The organism is Bradyrhizobium lablabi (assembly GCF_018131005.1).
Lineage (GTDB): Bacteria > Pseudomonadota > Alphaproteobacteria > Rhizobiales > Xanthobacteraceae > Bradyrhizobium > Bradyrhizobium lablabi_D.
Genome location: NZ_JAFCJK010000006.1, coordinates 497,113 through 523,529 on the forward strand (window position 1 = coordinate 497,113; position 26,417 = coordinate 523,529).

Consider the following 26,417-nt stretch of genomic DNA (forward strand, 5'->3'; position numbering starts at 1 on the left):
CGCGCAGGCGCTTCGCGTTTGTCGCGACGAAAAACCGCGACACACTTTTCCGGATCATGCTCTAGTAACCCGTCATCTCGAGATAGCCGATTCCATCATGGCTGCCCGAGAAGCGGATCGGACCTTCCCAATAGGGGAAGCTCGTGCCCATCCAGCTCTTCGGGTTGAGCGGCATGGTTTCGATCGCGAGGCCGTGTGTGGGAAGGCTAACGCGCCATGCGGTCGGCAGCTTGCGGCCGTCGATCTCAGTCGTGACTGATGGGGTGATGCTGCCGCCGGCGGATGCGATCTCGGCGGAATGGCCGTCAGGGGTGATCCAATTGCCGAGCAGGTTTTCGCGGCCGTCCTTCTGACGCAGCCGGTACAGCATGAGTTTTTCGTCGCCGGGCAGATGCAGCGAGAACCAGTCCCAGCCGGTCTGGTCCGGCGCGAGCGGCTGGCTGCTCCACTCGCGGTCCATCCAGGCCCGTCCCGTGACATCGATCGGCTTGTCGTCGATCGTGATTCGGCCGGACGCCTTGAAGAACGGCTGGCTGTAATAATAGGACGCCTGTCCACGATCGGATTTCCGGCTGTAGCCGCGATCTCCCTGCAGCACCAATGGACGGCTCGCATCGAGCTGCAGCGCGTAGCTGAAGTCGGTGGCAGCAGCCTTTAGCGTGAGCGGCGCGACAGTTTGCGCATCGAACCCGCCGGCAGACCGCATCTCCCATGCATCGATCCAGGCTGCAAACGGCGTCGCCTCGACGTTGGCCTGCCCAACGCCGCCGCGCGCAAAGGCTTCGCTGACACGATGCGTCGCCGCGCTGGTCACGGCGGCATGACCCATCCAGACCTGCTGATTGGCCCAGCCCTCGATCGGCGCGCCCGGCTTCATCGCCTGACGGAACAACGTCCACTGCGCGCCAAAGGCGGCGCCGTGCGCGTCCGACAGATTCGCGGTCACGTACCACCATTCGATCCGGAACTCGGGATGCGGGCCGTGATCAACGGGGAAGACGAATTGCTTGCCGGGCGTGACCGGCGCAAAACCATCGGCGGTCTCGCCGAGGCCGGCAAAACCTTGCGCAAAGCTCTTGCCGCCAAGAGTAAGTGCCAGCGCGCCGCCGGCAAAGGCGCGGCGCGTGACCATGCCGCTAGCGCTCATTCGCAAAAATCCTGATCAGGCTTGCCGGCTGCATGCGCGCCAGTCTAGCGACCGGGAGAGCCGACGCACAGAGCGCGGCGGCAAGCGCAACCGCAAGGAGTTCCACGAGTTGCAGCGGGAACACCTGGAACGGCAGCCGCCAGCCGAACGCCTTGACGTTGACGATCGCCAGCAGGCACCAGGCGACGAGCAGACCGAGCGGCAAAGCGAACAGCGCCGTGATCAGCGCTACCGACATGGTCTTCAGGAGCTCGATCGCCGCGAGCTGCCGCCGCGTCAGGCCGATCGCCCAGAGCGGCGCGAGCTGCGGCAGCCGCGAATTGGCAAGCGTCAACAGGCTCGTCAGCAGTGCGATGCCGGCGACGCCGAGCGTGAAAGCGTTCAGCGCCGCGGTCACCGAGAAGGTGCGGTTGAAGATGCGCTTCGATTCAGCCTTCATGGTCGCCTGGTCGGTGACATTGCGATCGTCGAGACCGAATTTCTCCTGCAGCGCCGTCATCAGCGCCGGGATCTTGTCCGGCCTCATGCGCAGGCCCATGCGCGTCAGCGGGGTTTGCGGAAAGCGCCGGGTCAGCGCGGCAAAGTTGACGGCGATCTGGCCCTTGGGATTGCCGTAATCGGCGTAGATGCCGACGATCTCGAGCGGCCAGGGGCCGCCGGGCGCGGGCACCTCGATCCTGTCGCCGATCGCAAGCTTCATCCGCCGCGACAATTGCTCGCTGACGAGCGCGGTATCGCCCGCCCGCAGCCTGATCCAGGCATCGGGCATCCTCTCCAATAGCGGCCAGCTGTCACGATAGGTCGCGTGATCGGGCAGGCCGAGCACTTCGATCGGCGCGCCGTCGAACTGGGTGTCCGCGCGGCCGCCGGGCAGGATCGCCTCGACCTCGCCCCGCTCGCGCAGCCATGCCTTGATCTCGTTCGCCTGCGCGTTGTCGGCGGCATTGACATAGACGTCGGCGGCGAGGCGGCCGTCGAGCCAGACGAGGAAGGTGCGGCTAAAGCTTTCCACCATGGTGCCGACGCCGACATTGACCGCGAGCGCGAGCAACAGCGCCATCAGCGCCAGCGACAGTCCCGAGAGCTGCTGGCGGCTGTCGGCCCAGAACCAGACGCCGACCGGTTGCCGCGCACTGCGTTCGCCAAAGGACAGCACGATCTCCAGGATCATCGGCAGGATCAGCGCGGCGCCCAGCATGAGTGCCGCGAGCACCGCAAAGCCCGCGATCAGGGAATCGCCGAACCAGACGAGGCCGGCGGCAATCACGAACACGGCGAGCGCCGCCGCGGTCTGAAACGTGAGCCAGCGCCGCTGCGCCTGCCGCCAGGCCTGCGGCTGCGCCGAGACCAATACCGGCATGCGGATCGCCTTGGTCAGGCTCACGGCCGCCGCGGCGAGCGCGCCGAGAATGCTGATGGCGATGCCGGCCAGCCACCATGCGGGCCTCAGCGAAAGCTGGCCCGGAATCTGCGCGCCATAAAGCCCGCGCAGCGAGGCGGCGACGTCGGGCAACAGCGCCGCCGCGATGAGATAGCCGCAAATGAGCCCGATCAGGCCGGCGACCAGTGCCAGCGACACCAGTTCGATGACGAGCACGATGTTCAGCATCCGCGCCGAGACGCCACAGGCGCGCAGCGTGCGCAGCATCGGCAGCCGCTGCTCGAAGGCGAGCCCAACGGCGGAATTGACGATGAACAGGCCGACGAAGAACGACAGCAGGCCGAATGCGGTGAGGTTGAGATGGAAACTGTCGGTCAGCCGCTCGAGGTCGCTCTCCGCGCTCGGCTCCATCAGGCGGAGCCTGTTGCCGGCGACGCTTTCAAGCGAGGCGTGCGGCCCTTTGGACTTTCCGATCAACAGCCGCGACGCCTGGCCCGGCATCTTCAGGATGGTTTGCGCGATCCCGATATCGACGACGAGAACGCCGGGCACGAGTTGCGGCTGCACGCGCAGCGGCGGCAATGCCGAGCCGTTCGCCTGCGGCGTTGCGCCCTCGCCGAGCCCGAGATCGCGCAGCGTCTCCGGCGCCACCAGCATCTCGCCGGGCGGGGTGACGAAGGATTGCAGGCCGGCCTTGCCGACCGCGGGGGCGCTGCCGACCTCGGCGGGCAGCGTCACCGGCTCGATGCCGAGCAGGCGATAGGACCGGCCGCCGATCTGGATGCGGCCTTCCAGCACCGGAGACACCGGCCAGCCGGCGCGACGCAGATCGACGAACAGGCTTTGCGGGAAGGGCGCGCCGTCCTTGCCGACCAGCATCGCCGTGCGCACGCCGCCGAAGGTCGCGGCGGCGCGGTCGTAGGCGTTTCGTGCCTGCTGATTCAAGGCTTGCACGCCACTCCACAGCGCGGTCGCCGAGATCAGCCCGATCAGCAGGGTCGCAAGCTGCATCGGATGCCGCCGCCAGTGGCTGAGCAGAACGGCGAGGATCCACAGCGCGCGCCTCATGCGACCACCCCGGCATGCAGGGTGACCTGTCGGTCGAGCGTCGCGGCAAGCCGCGCGCTGTGGGTGACCATCAGGAAGCCGCAGCCGGTGCGATCAACCAGGTCGCGCGCCAGTCCCAGCACCTCGTCGGCGGTGTCCTCGTCGAGATTGCCGGTCGGCTCGTCGGCGAGGAGCAGCGATGGTTTTGGCGCCAGCGCGCGCCCGATCGCGACGCGCTGCTGCTGGCCGCCCGACAATTGCTCGGGATAGCGCGTCAGCAGCGGCTCGAGGCCGAGCCGCCCGACCAGTTCATCGTGCCAGGCGGCATCGTGCCGGCCGGCAATGCGCGATTGGAAGACGAGGTTGTCCGCGACCGTCAAGCTCGGGATCAGGTTGAATTGCTGGAAGACAAGGCCGATCCGGTAGCGGCGCAATTCGGCGCGGCCGGCGTCGTTGAGACCGGACAGGCTGACGTCGGCGAGCCGAATCTCGCCGCTGTCGGCGGCATCGAGCCCTGCGATCAGATGCAGCAGCGTGCTCTTGCCGCTGCCGGATTCTCCGGTCAGCGCCACGCTCTCGCCGGTCGCTACCGCAAGATCGACGCCGCGCAGCACCGCAATCTCTTCGCCAGCCGTGCGATAACTCTTGGTCAGGCGAATGACGCGGAGCACGGCGCTTGTGTGATCAGGCGAAGCGATGGCAGTGCCTCACTGGGGTTTCCGGTACTTCAGTACAAACTTGTCGACAGGCACCGGCGCCTTGGACACCGGGATGTCCCTGGGGTCTTCCGGTTGATGCAGGAAATCGCCTTCGGCGACGAGCTTGAAGCCGGCGGCCTCGATCTCCTGTTTCAGCGTGCTCTCGTCGATCCGGTGCAGGGTCTTGGCAACACTGATGCCGTCGCCCGGCTTTGCCGAATTGTCGGCGATCACAAGATAGCCGCCAGGCTTCAGCGCGGCGAACATCTTCCTGTTCATGGCGGCGCGATCGACGGGCATATAGCTGATGTCGTGATAGGCGAAGAAGAAGGTGATCATGTCGAGGTTCGCGACGTCGGGCGGGACGGGATCGTCATAATCGCGTACCACATGCACGACGTTCTTCATCGCGGGTTTCTGCGCGCGGACGGCGAACCTGTCCTTGACGAAGCTCTCCATTATCGCCGCGGAGTCCTGCGCATAGATCTTGCCGGCGGGCCCGACCGTGCGCGCCAGCAATTCAGTGCTGTAGCCTGCGCTCGCCTCCATATCGAGGATGACCATGCCGGGCTTGACGCCGGCAAAGGCGAGCATCTTGGCGGGCTGGCGGCGCTGGTCGATCTGGCGATCAGCCTCGGAGCGGTCGGGTGCGGCGACGATCGCCGCGTAATCCGGGCTGGTGGCGTCTTGCGCACACACGGCGGATGCGGTGAGCAGCGTGAGAGCAGCGAGTGCGGTAAAGGTGGCCGCGCGCGGGACCGATCTGTTCATGAATTACCTCGGATATTGGTCGAGGCGTCAGCATACCAGCCTGACCGTGGCAGATCACGGCTTCAGTGGCGCGGCGACGCGATCGTGATCCGCTTCCCCTGCCATCACACGCGCGCACCCCGGAAAATGCGGTGTTGCCTTGTCCCGCAAGGCGTGGCTAGCATCGATCCGGGGGTCGATCTTACCAATAACGATACGACGGGGAGAACCAAGCATGGCCGCGCAACCGACGCCCATGGAAACGCCCAAGGGCGCCTGGAAAATCACTTTTCTGCTGTTCCTGTTCATGCTGGTGAACTTCGCGGACAAGATCGTGGTCGGGCTCGCGGGCGTGCCGATCATGACCGACATGAAGCTCGAGCCCGAGCAATTCGGTCTGCTCGGCTCCTCCTTCTTCTTCCTGTTCTCGATCTCGGCCATTGTCGTCGGCTTCATCGTCAACCGCGTCGCGACGCGCTGGGTGCTCTTGGTGCTGGCGCTGATCTGGGCGCTGGCGCAGTTTCCGATGGTCGGCACGGTCAGCTTCACCACGCTGTTGATCTGCCGGATCATCCTGGGCGCGGGTGAGGGACCGGCATTCTCGGTCGCCGCGCACGCGATCTACAAATGGTTTCCGGACGAGAAGCGCACGCTGCCGACCGCGATCCTGTCGCAGGGATCCGCGTTCGGCGTGATCCTTGCCGTACCGGCGCTCAACTGGGTCATCGTCAATTATAGCTGGCATCACGCCTTCGGCGTGCTTGGCGTCGTTGGCCTGCTCTGGGTCGTGGCATGGCTCGTGATGGGCAAGGAGGGGCCGCTGGTCCCCGCGGCGGAGGCGCTCGCCAACGAGCCGCGCATTCCCTACAGCCGGCTTCTGACCTCGCGCACCTTCGTCGGCTGCGTGGTGGCGACTTTCGGCGGCTATTGGGCGCTGTCGCTGGGGCTGACCTGGTTCACGCCTTTTATCGTCAAGGGGCTTGGATTCTCGCAGCAGCAGGCCGGCTTCATCTCGATATTGCCCTGGGTGTTCGGCGCGGTGGTCGTGATCCTCACGGGGTGGATCTCGCAGTTGATGCTGGCGCGCGGCTTCACCACCCGCGGCGCGCGCGGCGTGCTCGGCGCGGCGCCCTTGATCGTCGGCGGCTGCGTCCTCGCGATGCTGCCGCATGTCGCGCCGGGCGGTCCGATGGTCGCGCTGCTGGTCGTCGGCTCGGGCCTGTGCGGCTCGATCTATGTGGTGTGCCCGCCGATGCTCGGCGAGTTCACGCCGGTCTCGCAGCGCGGCGCCGTGATTGCGATCTACGGCGCGCTCTATACGCTCTCCGGCGTCCTGGCGCCCACGGTGATGGGCAGCGTGATCCAGCGTGCCGCCGCTCCGCTTGACGGCTTCATGACCGGCTTCACCATCAACGCCGTGATCATGGGAGCATCGGGCCTGCTCGGCCTCGCACTGCTGTGGCCGAACACCGAGCGCGCGAGGTTGACCGGTGCGACGCAGGGCGAAAGCGCGATGAAGGGCGCGGTGTCGCCGACGTAGAGCACGACCGTATCTGCCGCAGATTCACCCTTTCCTGCAGGACGGTTCGCCGTGCATGGCGAAGCCAAAGCAGCGGGGCTGCAGCCATGTCAATAAAGGTCGTTCCCATTGACCTAAATCAAAACCGAATGGCCCGAGCGATACCTACCTACCCGGCACGGAGGCTCTCATGTCAAACGCCGCAAATGCCGTCATCATGGCCGCCATTCAAACGGCCTTTGAACATTATCCGAAGGAAGGCGATCCTGACTGGAGAAGTCCAAGCTGGATCATGCCGGAGGAATGCGATCATCTAACCAGAACGATCATGCGCGCCCTGGACGCCGCTGGCTACGCGATTGTGAAGAAGCAGTCATAATAGAAGAGAACGCTGTGATCGAGCTTGAGCTGCTGCGAGACAAAGGTGTGCTTATTGTCGTACCGAACGGTCCGCTTGCGAAAGGCGACTTCGCGAGGCTCGCTGAAGAAATCGATCCGTTCGTTGCCGCCAATGGAAAACTGCGCGGTCTGATGGTGTGTGTAAAGACCTTCCCCGGCTGGGACAGTTTCGGTGGGTTCGTGTCGCATCTTGAGTTCGTGCGGGATCATCAACGCAAGATCGATCGCATTGCTGCGGTGACTGATAGCGGGGGCCTGAAGGTCATGACACAAATCGCGAAGCACGTCGTGTCGCCGCAGGTCCGGCAATTTCCCGCCAGTCAGAGGACCGAGGCGCTGGCATGGCTGGAAGCCGGCCGGTGATCCGTAACGTCGGAAAGCGTCTTGAGGAGATCGAACGAGCACGGACGGCGGCGCCTGCCGCCGCCTGCCCTCAGGCTTGTCGCCGTCCGGTCGTGCCGGATCAGAGGCGATCTCTTGCTCCCGCCCGACGAGCGATTACCGTCGCGCAGGCTGTTAGATCGAATAGAGCACGGCCAATCGTTCCAGGCGTTAGTTCAGCTTCCCCTGCGCGCCGCGCACGAGCTTGCCCGGCCGCGCGCCGGTGGCCCTGCCGTCGCGCTGGGTGACCACGCCCGAGACGATGGTCGCATCATAGCCGTCGACCTGCTGTAGCAGGCGGCGGCCGCCCACCGGGAGGTCGTAATGCACCTTCGGCGGATGCAGATGCAGCCGGTCATAATCGATCACGTTGACGTCGGCCTTGAAGCCGGGCGCGATCACGCCGCGGTCGTAGAGGCCGACCGACAGCGCGGTCTTGCGCGACTGAACTGCCACCACGAACGGGATCGACAGCTTCTCGCCGCGGCTGCGGTCGCGGGTCCAGTGCGTGAGCAGATAGGTCGGGAAGCTCGCGTCGCAGATGATGCCGCAATGCGCGCCGCCGTCGGAGAGGCCCGGCACCGCGTTTGGATCGCGCAGCATCTCGCGCGTCGCATCGAGATTGCCGTCTGCATAATTGAGGAACGGCACGTAGAGCATGCCGCGGCCCTCATCGGTCAGCATCGCGTCATAGGCCAGTTCCTCCGGCCGCTTGCCGAGCCGCTGCGCCTGCGCACCGAGCGTGTTCTCCGGCGGCTGCTCGTAGTCGGGCGGATTGCCGAGCAGGTACATCTTGTCGTAGTTCGGTCGGAAGAACAGCGGATCGTCCGTGGCGGTCGCGCTCTCGCTCAGGATCGCGGCGCGCACTTCAGCCTGGCGCAGCCGGACCAGCCGCTCCTTCAGCGGCAGATGCGCGATCGCCTTGTAGCTCGGATGGGTCTGGAACGGGTTGCGCGACAGTTCCAACCCCAGCATCAGCCCCACCGGGCGCGCGGCGATCTGCGCGGTGATCGACAGGCCGCGGTTCGAGGCCTCGCGGATCGTGTCGAGCGTCTGGCGCCAGCGCTGCGGCGCCCGGTCGTTCTGGGTGATCGAGAACGATACGGGGATTTTGGTGTTCTCCGCGACTCGAAGCATCATCGGCAGGTCTTCGTTGATGGTCGAGAGATCGAGCACGAACTGCAGCACGCTGCGGCCGGCGCCATGCATCGCGCCCGCGATGGCGGTCAGTTCATCCTCGCCGGCCTTCAGGGTCGGCGTGAAGTCGCCGGTCGAAGTGCGATGGTTCAGCGTGCGCGAGGTCGAGAAGCCCAGCGCGCCCGCGCGCACCGCATCGCTCGCCAGCGCCGCCATCGCCCTGTTGTCGTCTTCCGTGGAGGGATCGCGGCGGGCGCCGCGCTCGCCCATCACATAGACGCGCAGCGCCGCGTGCGGCAGCTGCGCTCCGATGTCCACGTCGAAATTGCGCTTCGACAGCCAGTCCATGTAATCGGGGAAGCTCTCCCACTCCCACGGAATGCCGGCGCTCAGCACCGGCTCCGGGATGTCCTCGACGCCTTCCATCAACTGAATCAGTCTGGTGTGATCGCTCGGCCGGCACGGCGCGAAGCCGACGCCGCAATTGCCCATGATCGCGGTGGTAACGCCGTTCTGCGACGACGGCGTAATGTCGTGGCTCCAGGTCACCTGGCCGTCGTAATGGGTGTGGACGTCGACGAAGCCCGGTGTGACCAGCTTTCCGCGCGCGTCGATCTCTTCCTTGCCCTTGGCGGACACCTTGCCGACCTCGGTGATGCGGCCGTCTGTGATGGCGACATCGGCTTCATAGAGCTCGCTGCCTTTGCCGTCGGCAATGTTGCCGCCGCGGATCACGAGGTCTGGGGTCGAGGTCATGGCATTTCATCCCGAGGCTGTTCTTGTTGCTACGCATCATGGGTGACGCCCTGATGCTGTCAACCGCCGCCGCTGAAGCTCTGGGATGCGCTGGCAGCGTTTTGCCAGCAAGGATCGAACACGGCCGCCGGGCGGAAATTTGTTCCCGGCGGAAGGCAGACGACCTCGCACCGCGGAAGTCGATCAAGCCTAGCGCGCGCCGAAGAAGGACGTCTTCTGGGTCTCTTCGGGCTGCAGCCTGGCGCGGACCCGCATCAGATCCTTCCAGCCGATATAGCCGACGAGCCGCTGATCCTCGCGAGAAATCACCGGCAGGTGCGAAACGTTGACCTGCATAAGACGGTCGGCGAGCCCGTCCAGATATTCGTCGGGATAGGCGACGATGATCTTGCCTCCCGTCAGCAACTGGCTGAGCGTCGTGGTGCGATGTTTGCCGGCGCCGCCAGCGCAGCACGGACGGCGGGTCGATCACAGTTGCAGCAGCGCGGCGCCGGCCATCACGCCGGCGCCGGCGGCAAAGCGATTGCCGAGATCACCACGACGCGTGGATCGGTCGTGAAGTCGCTCAGATAGCGGCTGGTCTTGTGGTGGCTGGTCTTGGCGGAGGCGTTCGATTTGGTGGAAATGAGGCTCATTGTCGGCGTAGCGCCCGGATAGTTTCGATTTTGCGCCGCGTCATATCGCATAAGGCAGCATCAGGCCTTGCTGGCGATCAAGGGGTATCCGGGCGGCCGACCGGTCACGATCGGGGATCTTGCCGAACGGTTGCGGCTTCGTCACCACACCACCGTCGAACTTGTCGACCGGCTCTCCGAGGCGGGGCTGGTCGAACGCGTCCTCGATCCCTCGGACCAGCGGCGGGTCCTGCTGAAATTGACCGGCCTCGCCGCCGACCACCTCGCCGAACTGTCTGCGGTTCACCCGGATAAGCTGTCGCGGATCGAGCTGCTGCTGAAGCGGGCGCTGTCGCGACGACCGGAATGAGTGCGTTCGCGCGTGATGCGGCCTCACCGCGGCGCGATCATGCCGCGCCAGTGCCCGCGCTTCAGGCGTGCGGGCTCGCCGTCTCGGCTTGATATCCCGCAGCCTGTGGCTTGCGCTCGGTGACGAGCGCGAGCAGCACCGTCAGCACCATGAACACCACGGAGGCGCCGAACACCCAATGCGGCATGTGCTGGTCCATGATCCAGCCGAACAGCAGCGGGCTCACGATGCCGCCGAGGTTGAAGCCGGTGGAGACGATGCCGAAGGCGCGGCCCGCGGCGCCTGGCGGAGCGGCGTTGCGCACCAGCATGTCGCGGGACGGCGCGATCACGCCGCCGAGAAACCCGGCAAGGCCCATCGCCAGCGTCAGCAGCACCGAGGGCAGGCTGAAAAGCGCGATGACGAGCACGATCGCGGCGTTGACGGCGAAGCAGGCCGCCGCGACCTGGCCGTGGCGGCGGGTGCGGTCGGCGAGATAGCCGCCCGCCAGCACGCCCGCGGCACTGGCGCCAAGGAATGCAGTCAGAGCGACGTTGGCTGTAGAGAACGAGACGCCGTAGCCACCCATCAGCGCGACCACGCCGAAATTGCCGATGCCGGCGCTCGACAGGCTGAGCAGCATGAAGAAGATGGTGAGTACCACGAGCGCCGGCGTGATCACGCTCGCCTGCGGTGTTTTCTCGCCCCGGCTCCTGCTCTTGTGCGCGCCCGCGTCGGGAATGCCGAGCCCAACCAGGAACAGCGCCACCACCGGGCCGACCGCGCCGGCCACGATCAATGCGCCAAGGCCGCCGATCCCGGCGACGAGCGTCGCCATGATTGCGGGCGCCACCGCGCCGCCGAGGAAACCCGCAAAGGTGTGGATCGAGAAGGCGCGACCCATCCGCGCCTCGTCCATGTGGGCCGACAGGATGGCGTAATCGGCGGGATGATAGACGCTGTTGGCGAGGCCGAGCAGCGCCGCACTGACGATCAGGACCGGGTAGCTCAAATGAAGGCCGAGACCAATCAGGGCGCAGCCGCCGAGGGTGAGCCCGATCAGCAGGATTTTGCGCGCGCCGACGTGATCGACGAGGTAGCCGATCGGCGCCTGGGTGAGGCCGGAGACCACCGCGAACACGGTCAGCGCGAAGCCGAGCTCGATATAGCCGACGCCGAGTTGCACTTTAAGGAACGGAAACAGCATCGGCAGCACGAACAGATGGAAATGGCTGACCCAATGCGCGACCGAGATGCCGGTCAGCGTACGCATCGCGCGGTCGGCCTTCATTTGCTGCGGTGCGGCCAGAACGTCGACCATGTCCAAAACAACCTGTTTTCCAATACGGCCCGGCGAGAGCGGGCGAAATTAGAGGCTTGCCGCTAATTGTCCATGAACGCGGCTGCATGGCTGCCCCGGGCGGAGCATGATCCGGCCGGGCGACCGCCGTACACGGTGGGCGCCCGGTCGTTTTCATTGCGGCAAACGCGGAGCGTGTAGGCCGGATTGACGCATGTGGCATTAAATGCGGCGACAAAACGCTCTCGCGCAGCGATGATCGGCCATGGTCGACGGCGCAAGGAAACTCCGGGTGCTACTGTCGGAGGGATCCAGCACCTCCGGCCGCGAGGCGCTCACGATCCTGGGACTCGCCGGGCATCACGTCGAGGTCTGCGACCCTTCGCGGTGGTGTCTGGCGCGCTACTCCCGCTTCGTCCGCAAATTCCATCATTGCCCCGGGCTGCGCACCGATCCGGCCGGCTTCCTCCGCTTCGTCGAGCGCCTGTTGGCCAGGGAGCGTTTCGATGTGCTGCTGCCGACCCATGAGCAGGGATTTGCCTTCGCGCGGGTGTCCAGGCGCCTCGCGGGCCGCGTGGGCCTCGCGCTGCCGGATTTTGCCGATTACCGCAGGGTGCACAGCAAGGCCGGCTTCAGCCGCTTGCTCGATCAGCTCGGTCTGCCGCAGCCGCCGACGCGGATTGTGACTTCGGCCGATGCGTTGCGCGAGGCGGTGCGCTTGCCCTCGGTCGTCAAGACGTCAGTCGGCACCGCCAGCCGCGGCATCTGGTTCGTGCGCGACGAAAGCGATCTCAACCTCGCACTCTACGATCTCGAATCGAACGGCGGGTTTGACGGCGAGGTGCTCGTGCAGGACCTCGTCACCGGCACCACCGAGAAGGCCCAGTCGGTGTTTTGCCGCGGCAGGCTGCTCGGCTTCCACACCTACCGGCAGGTCGCGGCCGGGGTCGGCGGCGGCGAGGCGATCAAGGAGAGCGTGAGCCGGCCGGCGCTGCGCGGCTATCTCGAGGCGATCGGTGCGCATCTCGGCTGGCACGGTGCGCTCTCGGTCGATGTCATCATGCCGCTCGACAGCGCCACTCCGCTCCTGATCGACTGCAATCCGCGGCTGGTCGAGCCGATGAACGCCTATCGCGCCGGCGTCGATCTCGTCGATCTCCTGCTCCGCGTCTCGCTTGGCGAGACCCCGGGCGCGCTGCCGGAGGGCCGCGAGGGGGTGCGGACGCATCTTGCGATGCAGGCATTGCTCGGCAGCGGCTCCCGCGACGGCACGCGGCGCGACATCATCAGGGAATGCTGGCGCATCCGTTCAGGCACCGGCGTCTATACCGGCAGCAGCGAGGAGCTTACGCCGGTCGGCCTCGACTGGATCAGCGCGCTACCGCTCGCCACGACAGCGGCGCTGCTTTTGGTGTCGCCACAGCTCGCATCCTCCCTCGCGCGTGGCGGCTTCGGCGCGCATCTGCTCGACCTCGAAAGCATCCGAAAGATCGAGAGTGATGGTTTCGCGCGCGATGCATCAGCACCTGATCCCGGCGAAAGCCGGGACGACGTGGGCTACAACGGCTCGTCGTCATTGCCGTAGCGGTCCTGCTTCGGCGTAGCGAAGTCGCCATCCTCGTACCATTCGTCATCCTGCGGAGGCGGTGGCGGAGGCGTTGTCTTCGCAGCGTCCTGAGATGTGGTGTCCTGGGATGTGTTCCGGACCGTCTTTGGGCTCTTCCTGCCGGCTCTGCCCATGCGCTTTCCCCTGCGGGTTCAAATCGATCGCACGATCCTACCGGTTTCGCGCGCCCTTGTAACGCGCGTCCGGATGGAGGCGGTGCCATCATGGCACCGCTCAGAACGTCGCGCCCGCCCTCACCATGTAGGTTCGCCCGGGGAGCGGGTAGGCGGAGAAGCGGCCCGCCGTGAACGAACTTGCGATGGCGTAGTCGTAATACAGCGCGTTGAACACGTTGTTCACGCTCACCGACCAGAAGAAGCGATCATACTGCCCGCTAAGCTTCAAATCGGCCGTGGCGTTCGCGGGAATGCGGCCCTGCGTATTGGCCTGGTCGTTGTCCATGACGCGCGAGCTCCAGGCGCGCAGCGTGGCGTCGAACACAAGATAGTTCTGCCAGATATTCCAGGTCACACCCGCGCTGCCGGTGTAGCGGGACACCAGCGGCACATCGTTACCGGCGAATACGCCCTCCCGGAAGACAGCCCTTATAAGGGCCATGCCGCCGCGGAAGGTCACGGTATCGCTGGCCCGCAGCGAGGCGCTGGTCTCGGCGCCGTAACGGCGAGTGGGGTCCAGGTTGATGTTGTAAAACAGCACCGGATTGAAATGGATCTCGTTCTCGAGGTTCATCAGGTAGATGCTGCTTTGCACCTGGAACAGGTTGGTCTTGACGCGGACGCCGCCCTCGACGTCGTACGAGGTCTGGGTCTTGAGCTGGAAATTCTGCGGCAGCGGGGCAAAGGTCAGCGGATCGAATGACGGGCCCGTCAGCACGCGCTCGTCCACGTCGGGCGTGCGGAACGCGCGCGCGGCGCGACCGAACACCGAGAATGTGTCGGTGAGGCGATGCTCGGCGCCGACGTGGAGCGCGTACTGCGTCTCGCTGCTGTCGAACGGCGTTGCCCGGGCGTCGAAAGCGAACGGCGCGGTGGGATCGTAGCGATCCCGCGCCGAGACGCTGATGTTCTGGACGCGCGCGCCGTAGGAGAAATCCGTCGTCGGCAACAGGCCGAGCGTGTGCTGCCAGTATCCGCCGAGCGTCCGTTGCGTCAGGTCGTAGGTGTGGATCGGCGGTACATCCTTGAAGGCGCCGCGCTGCTGAAGAAACGTCGAATCATAGTAGTCGATGCCGGTCAGGACCGTGGACGGCAGGCCGAACATTGCGCTCTTGATGCTCACGCGGGGTGTGATCGACCAGGTCTCGAGCGTGGCGTTGTTGTAGGTCGAGGCAAAGCTGATCGACGGCATCGTGCCGAAGAAGCCGCTCTGGGTGTCGCGCTGCCGGTAACCGCCATCGACGATGAGGTCGACGCCGTTCATCAACGTCCTGGTGAAGCCGGCGGTGGCGCTGGCGGTCTGCTGGGTGCCGTAGTCGAACGGCGTGCTGCTGCCCCTGCGGTCGGTCGCGAGTTCGTTGAGACCGATCGACGGATCGACGAAGCGGCCGCCCGGAAAGCCGAGTTTCTGGTCGCTGCCCGTGATGGTCAGGAACGCCGTGAGATCCGGCGCGGTGTAGTTGAGGTTGCCGACGCCGTCGCGCTGGTCGATCGCATTGTTGACGCGGTAGCCGTCGGACTTGAAGTCGTTGCCATAGAACGACGCCGCCCACGGGCCCGAATTCGTGGTCGCGGACACCGAGCCCACGCGGCTGTTGAAGGAACCGAATCCGCCTTCGGCCTTCATCGTCATCGGCGGCCCGGCGACGCCGGTCTTGGTCACGATGTTGACGACGCCGCCCACCGCATTGTCGCCGTAGAGCACGGCGGCGCTGTTGCCGCGGATGATCTCGATGCGCTCGATCGAGTGGAGCGGGATCGTCGAGAGGTCGAAGCCGGTCTTGTCGATATCGTTGAGCCGGCGGCCGTTGAGCAGGAACAGCGTGTTGTCGGTGGCGAACGCGCCGAAACCGCGCAGGTCGACCGCGGTCTTGGCGCCGTTCAGGCCGCCATAGAGCGTTTGCACCTGCACGCCCGGCACCTGGGCAAGGATTTCAGGCAAGGTGTGCAAGGGTGAATGCAGGATGTCGTCCGCGGTGATGACGGTCGAGGACGTACCCACGATCCCATTGGAGCCGCCCGTTCCTCCGGCCCCCGATCCCGTGCCGGGCGATGTCGTGCCCGATCCGGTGCCGCTTCCCGTGTCGCTGGTGCGCGTGGTGCTCGGCGCACGGCGGCGCGGCGCGGCGGTCTCGTCATAGGTCGGCTTGGCGCGGGTATAGTTCTGGTCGCCCGGCTTGATGACTTCGATAGGAGGGAGCTGGTCGGAGCCCGGCGCAGACTGCGCCAGTGCAGTCGAGGCGCAGATCGCCGGCGCGAACATTGTCGATGCGAGCAGCAGCGCGCGCCTTCGCCGGGTTGAGGAAATGGAAGACATGGAAACCTCGGTGGACGTCAGTGGCACGTCACCGCGAACCAGTCTCACCATCGCGCTTCCCGCGTCAGGTGAAGCTAATGCCTGTACTCCCCGACCGGCATCTTCGCGTGTGACCACGGCTGACGGCAGGTCTCCTGGCTCGCGGGTCGTTACCCTCCGTCGCCTTCCCAGGACCGAGTTTCCCAGTGGCCTGTGACGGAGGATTCGCCGCATACAGTTGCGGGGGCAGCCGCGGCCTGGGGGAAGTTTCCCCGTACCGCATTCCCTTTTGATCCCAGTTCAGGAACCGTCACATCGATCTAGGAGTCGCCCGCAGTCCGAGTCAATCCCGGCGGGGCCGCGGCTGGGGTCGAGGGATTGCGCTTTTTGACCGGGTGTTGCTTGCCTGCCAGCGCAATCGCTGTATGAGCATGGCCCATGAGTGCGCAGGACTTTGCGATGGCGGCCGAGGTCGGGGCGCGGCGGCGGCTTGGCGCGGCCGCGGCGCTGACCGCCCTCGTGGTGCTGCTGATGGTGGTCTCGCTCGGCGTCGGGCCGGCGCGGCTGCCGTCGCTTGCGATCATCGAGGCGCTGTTCGGCGGCGGCAGCGACGTGGCGCAGGTGATCGTGCGCGAGATCCGCCTGCCGCGGACCATCCTGGCGTTCGCGATCGGCGGCATTTTGGGACTGTCGGGCGCGGCGCTGCAGGGACTCTTGCGCAATCCGCTGGCCTCGCCGTCGCTGTTCGGCGCGCCGCAATCGGCCGCGTTCGGCGCCGTGCTGGTGATCGCGCTCGGGCTCGCCGACGTGCGCTCCTACCTGCTGCCGGTCGCGGCGATCATCGCGGCTTTCGGCTCGGTGTTTGCCCTGCTCGTGATCGCCGGCCGCAATGCGGGCTTGCTGATCCTGATCCTCGCCGGGCTTGCGATCTCGAGCCTGGCGGGCGCCGCGACCGCGCTGGTGATGAACCTCTCCGCCAATCCCTTCGTGGCGCTGGAGATCGCGTTCTGGCTGCTCGGCTCGCTGGAGGACCGCAGCTTCCAGCATGTGGCGCTCTCGGTGCCCTTCATCGCCGCGGGCGCCGTCATCCTGCTGAGTCAGGCCAGCGCGTTCCGGGCGCTGACGCTCGGCGAAGAAGCCGCGCAGAGCCTCGGCGTCGATGTCGCCCGGTTGCGGCTCTTCGTGATATCGGGCGTCGCGCTCGGCGTCGGTGGCGCGGTCGCCGTCACCGGCACGATCGGGTTCATTGGCCTGGTCGCGCCGCATCTGGTGCGGCCCCTGGTCGGCCACGACCCGGCGCGGCTGTTGGTGCCGAGCGCGCTCGCGGGCTCGGCACTGCTGCTTGCGGCCGATATCGCGGTGCGGATCATCCCCTCGACTTCGGACATCAAGGTCGGCGTCCTGACCTCGATCATCGGCGTGCCGTTCTTCCTCTATTTGATCATGCGCGAGCGCCGCGCGCTCGGCGGAGGCGTCGCATGACGCTGTTGAGGGCGACAAATCTCGACGCATCGCTCGGCGGCCGCAAGGTGCTCCGCGCCATCTCGCTGTCGCTGTCGTCGGGGCATCTGGTCGCGCTCGTCGGCCCGAACGGCGCCGGCAAGACCACGCTGTTGCGCGCGCTCGCAGGCTTGATTCCGTCCGGCGGCGGAATCGAGATCGGCGGCGTGGCGCTGTCGTCGCTGTCGCTGCGCGAGCGGGCGAAGCGCTTTGCCTATCTGCCGCAGGGGCACATGGTGCACTGGCCGCTGCCGGCGCGCGACATCGTCGCCCTCGGCCGCTATCCGCATGGCGCGACCGATCCGGCGCGGCTGTCGCCGAAGGACATGGAGGCGGTGCTGCGGGCGATGCAGACCGTCGATGTCACCGAATTCGGCGATCGCCGTGTCACCGAGCTCTCCGGCGGCGAACGCAGCCGCGTTGCGCTGGCGCGCGTGCTCGCGGTGGAAGCGCCCGTCATCCTCGCCGACGAGCCGACCGCCTCGCTCGACCCGCGCCATCAGATCGACGTGATGCAGAACCTGCGCAGCGTCGCCGACAAGGGCGTGCTGGTGATCGTGGTGACCCACGATCTCGGGCTCGCCGCGCGCTTTGCCGACCATGTGCTGGTGCTTTGCGAGGGCCGGCTGGCGTCGCAGGGCGCGCCGGCGGAGGCGCTGTCGGACGCCGTGATGGCCGATGTGTTCCGGATCAGCGCCTATCGCGCCGAATACCGCAGCGAGGCCGTGATCGTGCCGTGGGCCGATGCCTGAGGCCGCGGCTTAGAGCGTTTTCGAGCGAAGTGGAAACCGGTTCGCGTGAAGAAAACGCGTCAAAACAAGAATCTAGAGCCCCGTTCCGATTCCGTCGGAACGAAAAGGGCTCTAGCCCGTCACCACCGGCCCGCCGGCTTTCTTCCAGGCATCGATGCCGCCTTCGATGTGGGCCGTGTTTTCCAGCCCGGCCTTCTTCGCGGCCGCCACCGCCATCGCCGAACGCTCGCCGAAGGCGCAGAAGAACACCACGCGGCGGCCGGTCGCGGCGGCGACCTCGCGCAGCATGCCGCCGGGCATCAGGCTTTCGCCGATGCCGGGATAGGGGGCGTGCAGTGCACCCGCGAGCGTGCCGTGCTTGGCCCGTTCGCCGCTTTCGCGCAAATCCACCAGCAGGATGTCGGGCCGTCCGAGGCCCGCAATGGCGTCGCGCGCGGTCAACGACAGCCCCTGCTTGGCGAGTTCGTCCTGATGCAGGCCGACATGCATGTTGGCGGGAACCGCAACGTCCATCATTTTCGGGTTGGGCAAATGGAGGTTGTTCATCATCTCGACATAGTCGTCGATCGACTTCACCTGCAGGCGCGGATTGTAGCGCCTTTCCTCGCCGATCGTGGACACAGTATCGCCCTTGTAGTCATGGGCGGGGAACACCATCGTCTCGTCAGGCAGTTTCAACAGGCGATTGAAGATCGAATCATACTGCTCCCGCGCGCTGCCGTTCTGGAAGTCGGTGCGGCCGGTGCCGCGGATCAGCAGCGTGTCACCGGTGAAGACGCGGTCGCCCATCAGGTAGCTGTAGGAATCGTCGGTATGGCCCGGCGTGTACATCGCTTCCAGGCACAGGCCCTCGATCGTCACCTTGTCGCCGTCGGAAACCCGCATCGACACCACGTCGGCCTTGCTCTGCTCGCCCATGATGGTGATGCATTGGGTGCGGTCGCGCAGCTCGCCGAGACCGGTGATGTGGTCGGCATGCAGATGCGTATCGACCGCCTTCACCAGCCGCAAGTCGAGTTCCTGCAGCAATTTGCAGTAGCGGTCGGCTTTCTCCAGCACGGGATCGAGGATCAGAGCCTCGCCGCCGGCGCGGCTCGCGAGCAGATAGCTATAGGTGCCCGAGACGCTGTCGAAGAGCTGACGAAAGATCATGACGGCTTACCTATTCTCTGAAGTCTATCCTGCATAGGACAGTATTCTATAGGAAGTGCCGTCTCAAACCAAAATCATCCCCGCGTGATGCCGACTCGCTCAACCGAGCCTGGCAATGCCCGGATTGCCCTCGACACCGTTCAGCGTCACGCCCGGCGCATCGCGGTTCGGCGGACGGCCCGCGCGCAGATGCCTTGCGACGATATCCCAGACCGGCGCGCCGCTCTGTTCGTTGACCGAGGCCCAGCCCGCGACCCTGTAGCGCTTGCCGGCTTCGAGATGCCGGCCGTTCCTGAGCTTGAGCTCGGAAATGCGCTTCCCGATGCTCTCCGCCGGCGTGCAGGCATAGGCAAGGCCGCCGACCCGGACCATGTCGCCGCCCTGCTGGTGATAGGGGTCGGCATTGAAGAGGTTGTCGCAAACGTCTTCCAGCACATCCTTGATCTGGCTGCCGGTCATGGTCGCGACATAGGTCTCCGGATAGGTGATCGCGGTTTCCGCCAGCACGTCTTCCATGGTGAGCGGCTGGCCGGCGAGCGCGGTGGGGCCCCAGCGGAAGCCTGGCGACAGCGCGATCTCGGAATCGAGCTCGTTCAACAGCGCGTCACAGATCAGTTGATCCATGGTGCCGGAGAAGTTACCGCGGCGGTAGAGCAGGTGATCGGCGGTGGCGAGCTTGTCGCTCCAGTCGGTCACGTGCGGCTCGCGCACCCTGTCGATCAGCGCCTGCATCGTGGAATCGGGCTTCAGCAGCTCTGAAAATACCGGCAGCAAGCGGTAGCGCACATTGGCGACCTTGCCCCGTGTCAGCTCCAGATCAAGCACGGCGAGGAATTTACCGTTCGAGCCGGCATTGGTGACGAGCGTCACGCCGCCGGCATTGGTCACCGTGATCGGCAGCGGGATCGCATCATGGGTGTGGCCGCCGAGGATCACGTCGATGCCGGTGACGCGGCTTGCGAGCTTGAGGTCGACGTCCATGCCGTTGTGCGACAGCAGGATCACGGCGTCGACCTTGTCGGTGTTGCGATGGCTGTCGACGAGCTTCTGCAGCTCCTCGTCGCGGATGCCGAACCTCCAGTCCGGCGTGAAGCGCCTCGGATGCGCGATCGGAACGTAGGGAAAGGCCTGGCCGATGATCGCGATGCGGAAGCCGGCGATCTCCTTGATGACGGAGGGCCTGAACACACGCCCCGACGCCGGATCGAACGCCTTGGCGTCGTTGAACGCGGCTTCGTCGGTCAGGAACACGTTCTGCGCCAGGAACTCTCCCTTGAAGCGGGAGAGATTGTCGCGCAGCACCTGTTCGCCATAGGTGAATTCCCAATGCCCGGTCATCGCCTCGATGCCAAGCAGATTGGCGGCCTCCACCATGTCGGCGCCCTTCACGGTATTGGCGAGCCCGGTGCCCTGCCAGAGGTCGCCGCCGTCGAGCAGCAGCGAACGGCGCTCGCCGACATCGGCGCGAAGCTTGTCGACCAGTGTTTTCAGATGGGCGAAGCCGCCCAGCTTGCCGAAGCGGCCGGCGGCCTTCTCGAACTCGACGCAGGTGAAGGCATAGGCATCGGCGCTATCGGGCCGAATGCCGAAGCGATCGAGGAAGGCCTTGCCGACCAGGTGCGGCGGCTGGCCTGCCATCGCGCCGACGCCGAGATTGACGCTGGGCTCGCGGAAGAATACCGGCTTGAGCTGCGCATGGGTGTCGGTGATGTGCAGGATCCGCGCATTGCCGAAGCGTTCCAGATCGTAGACGCCCGGCGTATCCGCGGCGCGCGCGCGGCGCGGCAGGCCCGCCGTCAGCGTCGCCGCGGCCGTCGCTGCGAGAAGGTCCCGGCGGCGGATACTCATGGCTCTCTCCGCGCGGCCCGCCTAACCTCTCTCGCCGCAAGCGAGAGAGGGGGTGCAGTCGCTTTGCGGCGGCGGTTCGATCCGATCTCCATCCCTAACGAATTTCCATGTCCTTCCAGCGTTCCTTCTCGCTGGTCGCCTGGAAGATCGATGCCCGGGCCAAGGCTTCCGCTTCCCTGGCCTGCGCCACCGCGGTGTCGAAATCGCCGGCGTCGCCGGCCTTTTTTGCGGCTGCGAGGGTGGCCGCGGTCGTCGTCCACTGGTTACGTAGCGCGCCCGCTTCCTTGTTCGCGGCTTCCGCCGCGGCAAAGGCCGCCTTGTAGTCGGTCTCGGAGGCGGCAAAGGCGGAACCCCCGTTTGCGATCAGCAGCGCCGCCGCTGCAAAGACTCTCGTCATCGTCATGGCCGCGCTCCCGGACCCGAGATCGGCAATCCGTTGCTCACGTAGGACAGGTAGTATTCGAGGTTGCGGTACTCGTCGTCCTGCGGATTGAGCGGCACGCCGCGGATCTGACTATTGCAGGTGGTGAAGCGCCGGCTGGTCGTACCCATGCCTGACCATTCCGAGCGATAGATCGGCATCGCATTCAGGATGCCCAGCGCCGGCGCCAGCACCTCGGCGCGGATACGCTCGCCCGGGCTCTGCACATGGCAGGTGGCGCAGGAGAAATTGAGCTGGCCGCGCCGGGTGTAGAAATACTCCTTGCCCTTCTGGTAGGCCTCCAGTGCGCGCGGGTCGTTCGGGATCTTGATGTCCATAGGCTTGCCGCGCGACGTGTAGGCCATATAGGCGGTGAGCGCCGCCATCTCGTCCTTCACATAGGAGAACGGCGCTTCGCCATTGGCTTCTCGGCAGCGGTTCAGCGCGAGCTCGAGCGTGATGACCTTGCCTTCCTTCTCGTCGAAATAGGGATAGTTCTGGCGGATGCCGATGCCCTTGTTCGGGAAGCAGTCCGCGTAGCTCTTGCCGTTCTTGAACGGCTTCGCGAACATCTCCTTGCCCGCTTCGAGCGCGAATTCGTATGGCGGAAACTCCTCCTTCTCTTCCCACTGCCGGTGCAGGTCCTCACTCATCGAATAGGGACCGTTGACGAAATCCTTAAGCGTCACCTTGGGGAATTTGTCGGTGAAGAACTTCTTGAATGCGTTCGCATCCGCCACGGGATCGACGGAATCGGCCGCGTGCGCGGCGGGCGCAAAGGCCAGCAGGCCGAACGCGACCGCGGCGGACGCCGCATGAATTGCGAGACGTAGGATCATTGAATCTTTGCCGTGGTAGCGTCGGTCGCGCCCTTGTTGTCGATCCAGGCGATCTTCAGATCGTCGCCCTTCTTGCCGTTCTTGAAGGCGAACTTGACATACGGGTCCTTGGAGACGCCGCTACCCCAGTCGGCAATGAACACCGCCTTGCCACCATGTTCGAAGGTCAATTGCTGGATGTAGTGCGGCGGAATGATCTCGCCCTTGGCGTCCTTGACGTAGCCGGTATCCATCGGGTGCTGGATCAGCACCTGCACTTCTGTGGTCTCGCCGTTTGACGTGGCGCGCACGCGAATGGTTGAAGCCATTTGACTCCTCCTGATGACCTAGCCGCCGCAGCCGCCGACGGTGACCTTGACTTCCTTGGTGGCGCTGTAGAGCTTGCCGCCGGCCTCGACGATCACGGTCAGGTTGCTGGTCTTCGCCATCTTGATGCGGTTGGACACGCTCGGCAGCGTGCCGTCCGGGATCCGGTACGAGGCGACCAGCGCGACCGGGTTCTCGCTGACCAGGAACGAGATCGAGGTGACGCCGGTAAGCGTCGTGATGGCGGAGACAGGCACGACAGCGCCATTCTCGGCGATCTCGGGCGCATCCATCTTCACCTGGTCGGATGGCTCGGCGGTCCGGCCACCATAGAGCGCCTTGATCGCGTCGGCCTCGTTCTTCTGCTTGAATGCCTCTTCCGGATATTTGTCGTTCGCTGCCGCCAGCGCCTGCGGCACGTCTAAGGGAAGGACGCCGAGGCCGATCAGCGCGGCGACGCCCGCGCCCTTCAGCACCAGCCGGCGCGTCGCCGAAAATTCACGGTCCGTAATGTTCATCTAGCAAATCTCCAAAAAAAGTTCGCCGCGTCGTCACAATGTCTGCAGAAAATCCACCACCGCGTTGATCTCCTTTTCGGACAGGATCCGGTTTCGCCCGAACGGAGGCATCACCGTCAGCGGATTGCGCTTGGTTTCGTCTGACACGATCGCGATCAGATCGTCGCGGCTGTATCTGCTTTTGAGATCGGATAGTTCCGGGCCGATCGTGCCGGGCAGGTCGCCGCCCTTGATAACGTGACAGGTCAGGCAGTTCCCCTTGGCGCGGTCGAAGGCGAGTTTCTGCCCCTCGGCGATGGATTGGGCCTGAACGGCGGACGCCGTCAGTATAGGATACGTCAGCAGCGCCAGCACGAGGGATGGCTTGGAGAACCTGGCGATCAAAGGCGCTTTCACGGACTTAAATCTCGATGATCCTGTCGCAGTATAGGGTGTGAAAAGCACAAAGGCCATCGGCTGGCAATGTCGGGAATGATTGCTGCGGCGACGCCGGTTTGGGTGTCAATGCGCTGCATGTTTCCGGCGGTTTGTGCGCCTTTTCCCCGTCATAGTCGTGCGGTTGAGATAGTCTGACAGGAGACTGCCATGGCGGAATATGTGGTGGAGTTCGGCAAGGACGGCCAACCGGTGGAAGCCGACGGGCGGCTCGATGCAGCCGCGTTCCACCGCAACCATCAGCCAATTTGGGATGTGCTCAAAGGCTTCCTCGCCGGCCGGTCGGGCGACGTGCTGGAGGCCGGCAGCGGCACCGGACAGCATGTCGTGTATTTCGCCGGTCATACGCCCGGCATCAGCTGGTGGCCGAGCGATTTCCAGGACTCCCATCTCAGGAGCATCGAGGCGTGGCGTGTGCATTCCGGCCTCGCCAATATCCGCCCGCCGCAGCGGATCGATTTGTCTGATCCCGCCTGGTCGCCCGCGCCGCCAGAGGGCAGCGGTCCCGACAAACTGCTCGCGATCTTTTGCGCCAATGTGATCCACATTGCGCCCTGGCCGGTCGCCGAAGGCCTGTTCGCCGGCGCCGCGCGCCATTTGCGCGCGGATGGACGACTGTTCCTCTATGGCCCGTTCAAGCGCGACGGCAAGCACACCGCGCTCAGTAACGCCGTGTTCGACACCTCCTTGCGCGAGCGCGATGCCGAATGGGGCGTGCGCGATATTACTGATCTCGAAAAGCTTGCGGAGGGAGTCGGCCTGAGATTGGCGGATACCTTCGAGATGCCCGCCAACAACATGATCCTGATGTTTGCGCGGCGATAGCTGCACTCAGGCGTCGCGGTCGATCCGGCAGGCGCAGGGCAGGCTAGCAGGGCGCAATCGGCCGCTCGCGAAAGGTGAAGATGGCGGATTGCGTTTCGCTGAGCCTCCCTGCAGGCTGCGCAAACGCAATCATTGATTTGCCCGACGAGGCAAGTCCGACGCGAGAAAACATTTCGCTTCGCGATTGACCCAAATCAGGTGTTGAATCCTGCCCATCTCACCCGATTGAGGGGCGCTTCGCGATCGTCACGAGTGTTGGGTTGAGATGCGGTGGACGCTGATTGCGTGACTGACGAGCACGCGAGAGGCGGACGGCGAAGTCGTGTGGTTCTGACGCCCCGATGCAGGTGTTAAGTTCGCCGAGCGGCAAGCTGCTCGCGGATGACGGTGACAACAAAGCTGGTCTCACCGAGAAGAGCACGAAGGACACCGTAAAACCATCGCGCAGGGAAAGCCGGGTCGTTTCCGGTTACACCTGTGGTCCTACCCCCGGTGCTTTTTGTTGCACCGGGCCCATGGGTGCAATCGGCACCCGGCTTTCCCTGCGCCCTCTGTCTTCGGCAGAGAGCGGAACGTGATGCAAGACTCGGGCAGATCGTGCCGCGAGAACGCGAACACTCATCCTCAGAGTTGTTTGATAATTGAGATTCAAGACCTCACATCGTCATTGCGAGCGAAGCAAAGCAATCCATGCCATCACTTGCTGAGACATGGATTGCTTCGTCGCTCCAGCGCAAGAACTCCTCGCAATGACGTCGTCGTGGCTTTCAAACGCGCCACGGCATGCCTGGAAAGCCGAACGCCGATCCACCGTGCATTGTCCGCATGGCCTTCGTCCGTTTGCGACGGTTGATCGGCACGGCCCATCCCTCCATAGTTGCCGGCAAACAACAGGGCTCCCGCCGGGGCCTTCCGGGCGGGAATGCCGATGATGGACGTGACAGCGACCGAAGAGTCGGCCGGCGATGCGCGGGCCCGTGGCAATGTGCTGCGGCTCGCCGCGGCGCAGGCGCTGACCGGCGCCAATTCGGCCGTCATCTTCGCCACCGGCTCGATCGTCGGCGCGACGCTGGCGCCCGACATCTCGCTCGCTACCGTGCCGCTCTCGATGTATGTGCTCGGGCTTGCCGCGGGCACGCTGCCGACCGGCGCAATCTCGCGCGCCTATGGGCGCCGCGTCGCCTTCATCATCGGCACCTTCTGCGGTGCGCTGACCGGCACGCTCGGCGCCTGGGCGATCCTGCATTCCTCGTTCTGGCTGTTCTGCTGCGCGACCTTTCTCGGCGGTCTCTATGGCGCGGTGGCGCAATCCTATCGGTTCGCGGCGGCGGACGGCGCCAGCACCGCGTTCCGGCCCAAGGCCGTGTCGTGGGTGATGGCGGGCGGCATATTTGCCGGCGTGCTCGGGCCGCAGCTCGTGCAATGGACCATGGACGTGTGGTCGCCCTATCTGTTCGCGTTCTCCTTCGTGGTGCAGGCGCTGGTCGCGCTGGTGGCGATGGCGGTGCTCGCGGGCGTCGACGCGCCGAAGCCGGCAGCGGCCGATCTGCATGGCGGCCGGCCTCTGCTCGAGATCGCGCGGCAGCCGCGGTTCATCGCGGCGGCGCTGTGCGGCGTGATCGCCTATCCGATGATGAATTTGGTGATGACCTCGGCGCCGCTCGCCATGAAGATGTGCGGGCTCTCGGTCAGCGATTCCAATTTCGGCATTCAGTGGCACATCGTGGCGATGTACGGCCCGAGCTTCTTCACGGGCTCGCTGATCGCGAGGTTCGGCGCGCCCGTGATCGTCGCGCTAGGGCTGTCGCTCGAGGCGGTCGCCGCGATGGTCGGGCTGTCGGGAATCACCGCGCCGCACTTCTGGGCGACGCTGATCGTGCTCGGCGTCGGCTGGAATTTCGGCTTTGTCGGGGCCTCCGCGCTGGTGCTGGAAACGCATCGGCCGCAGGAGCGCAACAAGGTGCAGGCCTTCAACGATTTCCTCGTCTTCGGCATGATGGCGATCGGTTCGTTCTCATCCGGTCAGTTGCTTGCCAGTTACGGCTGGAATGCCGTCAATCTGGTGGTGTTCCCGCCGGTGCTGCTGGGGCTTGCCGTACTGTCGCTTGTTTCGTTTGCCAGGCGGCGCGCAAGATTGCGCGACGTCGACGAGTTTCCGGAGCCGAGCCTCTAAACCTGATCCGAAAAGTGTGCGCCGATTTTCCGCACGGCCAAACGCCAAAGGTCGATTTGCTGCCAACTGCTGACAGTTCGATCTGCGTCGAA

The 26,417-nt window shown here is 65.3% G+C and carries 25 protein-coding genes and 1 riboswitch; of the genes, 9 read left to right on the top strand and 16 right to left on the bottom strand.

Features of this window, described 5'->3' with window-relative positions; all coding sequences use genetic code 11:
- Positions 1–61: 61 nt before the first annotated feature.
- From JQ553_RS20975 to JQ553_RS20990, 4 genes are read right to left on the bottom strand one after another with little or no spacing between them, the layout of a single operon-like run.
- Entirely contained in the window at positions 62–1,147 is a 1,086-nt protein-coding gene (locus JQ553_RS20975; protein ID WP_212501893.1) for a lipocalin-like domain-containing protein, read from the bottom strand.
- The gene (locus JQ553_RS20980) at positions 1,137–3,596 is read right to left on the bottom strand and encodes an FtsX-like permease family protein (RefSeq protein ID WP_212501894.1); all 2,460 of its coding nucleotides are present in this window, start codon (positions 3,594–3,596) and stop codon (positions 1,137–1,139) included. The genes JQ553_RS20975 and JQ553_RS20980 overlap by 11 nt, the downstream gene beginning before the upstream one ends.
- Positions 3,593–4,246 (bottom strand): ABC transporter ATP-binding protein, encoded by a 654-nt coding sequence (locus JQ553_RS20985; protein WP_212501895.1) that lies wholly within the window; start codon positions 4,244–4,246, stop codon positions 3,593–3,595. Before JQ553_RS20985 ends, JQ553_RS20980 begins: the two co-directional genes overlap by 4 nt.
- A gap of 36 nt (positions 4,247–4,282) precedes the next feature.
- Positions 4,283–5,044 carry a class I SAM-dependent methyltransferase gene (locus JQ553_RS20990; protein ID WP_212501896.1) on the bottom strand — a complete coding sequence of 254 codons (762 nt, stop codon included), beginning with the start codon at positions 5,042–5,044 and terminating at the stop codon, positions 4,283–4,285.
- Positions 5,045–5,258: 214 nt separating this feature from the next.
- Between JQ553_RS20990 and JQ553_RS20995 the strand changes: the two genes are divergently transcribed.
- From JQ553_RS20995 to JQ553_RS21005, 3 genes are all read left to right on the top strand, one after another.
- On the top strand, positions 5,259–6,563 hold the full coding sequence (locus JQ553_RS20995; protein ID WP_212501897.1) for an MFS transporter: 1,305 nt from the start codon (positions 5,259–5,261) through the stop codon (positions 6,561–6,563).
- Between the two features lie 169 nt (positions 6,564–6,732).
- The gene (locus JQ553_RS21000) at positions 6,733–6,921 is read left to right on the top strand and encodes a hypothetical protein (protein ID WP_212501898.1); all 189 of its coding nucleotides are present in this window, start codon (positions 6,733–6,735) and stop codon (positions 6,919–6,921) included.
- Positions 6,922–6,935: 14 nt separating this feature from the next.
- Entirely contained in the window at positions 6,936–7,304 is a 369-nt protein-coding gene (locus JQ553_RS21005) for an STAS/SEC14 domain-containing protein (RefSeq protein ID WP_212501899.1), read from the top strand.
- Positions 7,305–7,493: 189 nt separating this feature from the next.
- Here JQ553_RS21005 and JQ553_RS21010 read toward each other — a convergent pair whose 3' ends face one another.
- The 3 genes from JQ553_RS21010 to JQ553_RS21020 form a co-directional block, all read right to left on the bottom strand.
- Entirely contained in the window at positions 7,494–9,215 is a 1,722-nt protein-coding gene (locus JQ553_RS21010) for an amidohydrolase family protein (protein WP_212501900.1), read from the bottom strand.
- A 189-nt stretch (positions 9,216–9,404) separates the two neighbouring features.
- A complete protein-coding gene (locus JQ553_RS21015; protein ID WP_249144456.1) occupies positions 9,405–9,620 on the bottom strand; it encodes a CBS domain-containing protein in 216 nt (71 codons plus the stop codon).
- A 92-nt stretch (positions 9,621–9,712) separates the two neighbouring features.
- A complete protein-coding gene (locus JQ553_RS21020; protein ID WP_212501901.1) occupies positions 9,713–9,850 on the bottom strand; it encodes a hypothetical protein in 138 nt (45 codons plus the stop codon).
- Positions 9,851–9,899: 49 nt separating this feature from the next.
- Between JQ553_RS21020 and JQ553_RS21025 the strand changes: the two genes are divergently transcribed.
- A complete protein-coding gene (locus tag JQ553_RS21025) occupies positions 9,900–10,199 on the top strand; it encodes a MarR family winged helix-turn-helix transcriptional regulator (RefSeq protein ID WP_212501992.1) in 300 nt (99 codons plus the stop codon).
- A gap of 61 nt (positions 10,200–10,260) precedes the next feature.
- Here JQ553_RS21025 and JQ553_RS21030 read toward each other — a convergent pair whose 3' ends face one another.
- Positions 10,261–11,499 carry an MFS transporter gene (locus tag JQ553_RS21030; protein WP_212501902.1) on the bottom strand — a complete coding sequence of 413 codons (1,239 nt, stop codon included), beginning with the start codon at positions 11,497–11,499 and terminating at the stop codon, positions 10,261–10,263.
- Between the two features lie 244 nt (positions 11,500–11,743).
- On the opposite strand from JQ553_RS21030, the gene JQ553_RS21035 reads away from it, so the two are divergent.
- Positions 11,744–13,063 (top strand): hypothetical protein, encoded by a 1,320-nt coding sequence (locus JQ553_RS21035; protein WP_249144457.1) that lies wholly within the window; start codon positions 11,744–11,746, stop codon positions 13,061–13,063.
- Between the two features lie 255 nt (positions 13,064–13,318).
- On the opposite strand, the gene JQ553_RS21040 is transcribed toward JQ553_RS21035, so the two are convergent.
- Positions 13,319–15,577: a TonB-dependent receptor gene (locus JQ553_RS21040; protein ID WP_212501903.1), complete on the bottom strand. Its 2,259-nt coding sequence runs from the start codon at positions 15,575–15,577 to the stop codon at positions 13,319–13,321.
- A 106-nt stretch (positions 15,578–15,683) separates the two neighbouring features.
- Positions 15,684–15,883: riboswitch (cobalamin riboswitch) on the bottom strand.
- A 132-nt stretch (positions 15,884–16,015) separates the two neighbouring features.
- Here JQ553_RS21040 and JQ553_RS21045 point away from each other — a divergent pair.
- Positions 16,016–17,038, top strand: coding sequence for an iron ABC transporter permease (locus tag JQ553_RS21045; protein ID WP_212501993.1), 1,023 nt, complete (start codon positions 16,016–16,018; stop codon positions 17,036–17,038).
- On the top strand, positions 17,035–17,808 hold the full coding sequence (locus JQ553_RS21050; protein WP_212501904.1) for an ABC transporter ATP-binding protein: 774 nt from the start codon (positions 17,035–17,037) through the stop codon (positions 17,806–17,808). Before JQ553_RS21045 ends, JQ553_RS21050 begins: the two co-directional genes overlap by 4 nt.
- Positions 17,809–17,919: 111 nt before the next feature.
- Here the strand turns inward: JQ553_RS21050 and JQ553_RS21055 are convergent, their stop codons facing one another.
- From JQ553_RS21055 to soxX, 7 genes are all read right to left on the bottom strand, one after another.
- Complete coding sequence (locus JQ553_RS21055; protein ID WP_212501905.1) at positions 17,920–18,960, bottom strand: MBL fold metallo-hydrolase; 1,041 nt, start codon at positions 18,958–18,960, stop codon at positions 17,920–17,922.
- 99 nt (positions 18,961–19,059) lie between these two features.
- Entirely contained in the window at positions 19,060–20,808 is a 1,749-nt protein-coding gene (gene soxB / locus JQ553_RS21060) for a thiosulfohydrolase SoxB (protein WP_212501906.1), read from the bottom strand.
- Between the two features lie 94 nt (positions 20,809–20,902).
- Positions 20,903–21,205 (bottom strand): hypothetical protein, encoded by a 303-nt coding sequence (locus tag JQ553_RS21065; protein WP_212501994.1) that lies wholly within the window; start codon positions 21,203–21,205, stop codon positions 20,903–20,905.
- Positions 21,206–21,207: 2 nt separating this feature from the next.
- Positions 21,208–22,068, bottom strand: coding sequence for a sulfur oxidation c-type cytochrome SoxA (gene soxA, locus JQ553_RS21070; RefSeq protein WP_212501907.1), 861 nt, complete (start codon positions 22,066–22,068; stop codon positions 21,208–21,210).
- Positions 22,065–22,376, bottom strand: a complete 312-nt coding sequence (gene soxZ, locus JQ553_RS21075; protein WP_212501908.1) for a thiosulfate oxidation carrier complex protein SoxZ — start codon at positions 22,374–22,376, stop codon at positions 22,065–22,067. Before soxZ ends, soxA begins: the two co-directional genes overlap by 4 nt.
- Before the next feature lie 18 nt (positions 22,377–22,394).
- Complete coding sequence (gene soxY / locus JQ553_RS21080) at positions 22,395–22,892, bottom strand: thiosulfate oxidation carrier protein SoxY (protein ID WP_212501909.1); 498 nt, start codon at positions 22,890–22,892, stop codon at positions 22,395–22,397.
- Positions 22,893–22,925: 33 nt separating this feature from the next.
- Positions 22,926–23,246, bottom strand: a complete 321-nt coding sequence (gene soxX / locus JQ553_RS21085; protein WP_312015173.1) for a sulfur oxidation c-type cytochrome SoxX — start codon at positions 23,244–23,246, stop codon at positions 22,926–22,928.
- 231 nt (positions 23,247–23,477) lie between these two features.
- On the opposite strand from soxX, the gene JQ553_RS21090 reads away from it, so the two are divergent.
- Positions 23,478–24,152: a DUF938 domain-containing protein gene (locus JQ553_RS21090; protein WP_212501911.1), complete on the top strand. Its 675-nt coding sequence runs from the start codon at positions 23,478–23,480 to the stop codon at positions 24,150–24,152.
- A gap of 928 nt (positions 24,153–25,080) precedes the next feature.
- A complete protein-coding gene (locus tag JQ553_RS21095; protein ID WP_212501912.1) occupies positions 25,081–26,325 on the top strand; it encodes an MFS transporter in 1,245 nt (414 codons plus the stop codon).
- Positions 26,326–26,417: the final 92 nt, after the last annotated feature.

Bases quoted from the DNA above. Each gene is read 5' to 3' on its own strand.
- JQ553_RS20975 (WP_212501893.1), bottom strand. From the start codon at position 1,147: ATGAGCGCTAGCGGCATGGTCACGCGCCGCGCCTTTGCCGGCGGCGCG.
- JQ553_RS20980 (WP_212501894.1), bottom strand. From the start codon at position 3,596: ATGAGGCGCGCGCTGTGGATCCTCGCCGTTCTGCTCAGCCACTGGCGG.
- JQ553_RS20990 (WP_212501896.1), bottom strand. From the start codon at position 5,044: ATGAACAGATCGGTCCCGCGCGCGGCCACCTTTACCGCACTCGCTGCT.
- JQ553_RS20995 (WP_212501897.1), top strand. From the start codon at position 5,259: ATGGCCGCGCAACCGACGCCCATGGAAACGCCCAAGGGCGCCTGGAAA.
- JQ553_RS21000 (WP_212501898.1), top strand. From the start codon at position 6,733: ATGTCAAACGCCGCAAATGCCGTCATCATGGCCGCCATTCAAACGGCC.
- JQ553_RS21010 (WP_212501900.1), bottom strand. From the start codon at position 9,215: ATGACCTCGACCCCAGACCTCGTGATCCGCGGCGGCAACATTGCCGAC.
- JQ553_RS21020 (WP_212501901.1), bottom strand. From the start codon at position 9,850: ATGAGCCTCATTTCCACCAAATCGAACGCCTCCGCCAAGACCAGCCAC.
- JQ553_RS21030 (WP_212501902.1), bottom strand. From the start codon at position 11,499: ATGGTCGACGTTCTGGCCGCACCGCAGCAAATGAAGGCCGACCGCGCG.
- JQ553_RS21035 (WP_249144457.1), top strand. From the start codon at position 11,744: ATGGTCGACGGCGCAAGGAAACTCCGGGTGCTACTGTCGGAGGGATCC.
- JQ553_RS21040 (WP_212501903.1), bottom strand. From the start codon at position 15,577: ATGTCTTCCATTTCCTCAACCCGGCGAAGGCGCGCGCTGCTGCTCGCA.
- JQ553_RS21045 (WP_212501993.1), top strand. From the start codon at position 16,016: ATGGCGGCCGAGGTCGGGGCGCGGCGGCGGCTTGGCGCGGCCGCGGCG.
- JQ553_RS21050 (WP_212501904.1), top strand. From the start codon at position 17,035: ATGACGCTGTTGAGGGCGACAAATCTCGACGCATCGCTCGGCGGCCGC.
- JQ553_RS21055 (WP_212501905.1), bottom strand. From the start codon at position 18,960: ATGATCTTTCGTCAGCTCTTCGACAGCGTCTCGGGCACCTATAGCTAT.
- soxB (WP_212501906.1), bottom strand. From the start codon at position 20,808: ATGAGTATCCGCCGCCGGGACCTTCTCGCAGCGACGGCCGCGGCGACG.
- JQ553_RS21065 (WP_212501994.1), bottom strand. From the start codon at position 21,205: ATGACGAGAGTCTTTGCAGCGGCGGCGCTGCTGATCGCAAACGGGGGT.
- soxA (WP_212501907.1), bottom strand. From the start codon at position 22,068: ATGATCCTACGTCTCGCAATTCATGCGGCGTCCGCCGCGGTCGCGTTC.
- soxZ (WP_212501908.1), bottom strand. From the start codon at position 22,376: ATGGCTTCAACCATTCGCGTGCGCGCCACGTCAAACGGCGAGACCACA.
- soxY (WP_212501909.1), bottom strand. From the start codon at position 22,892: ATGAACATTACGGACCGTGAATTTTCGGCGACGCGCCGGCTGGTGCTG.
- JQ553_RS21090 (WP_212501911.1), top strand. From the start codon at position 23,478: ATGGCGGAATATGTGGTGGAGTTCGGCAAGGACGGCCAACCGGTGGAA.
- JQ553_RS21095 (WP_212501912.1), top strand. From the start codon at position 25,081: ATGATGGACGTGACAGCGACCGAAGAGTCGGCCGGCGATGCGCGGGCC.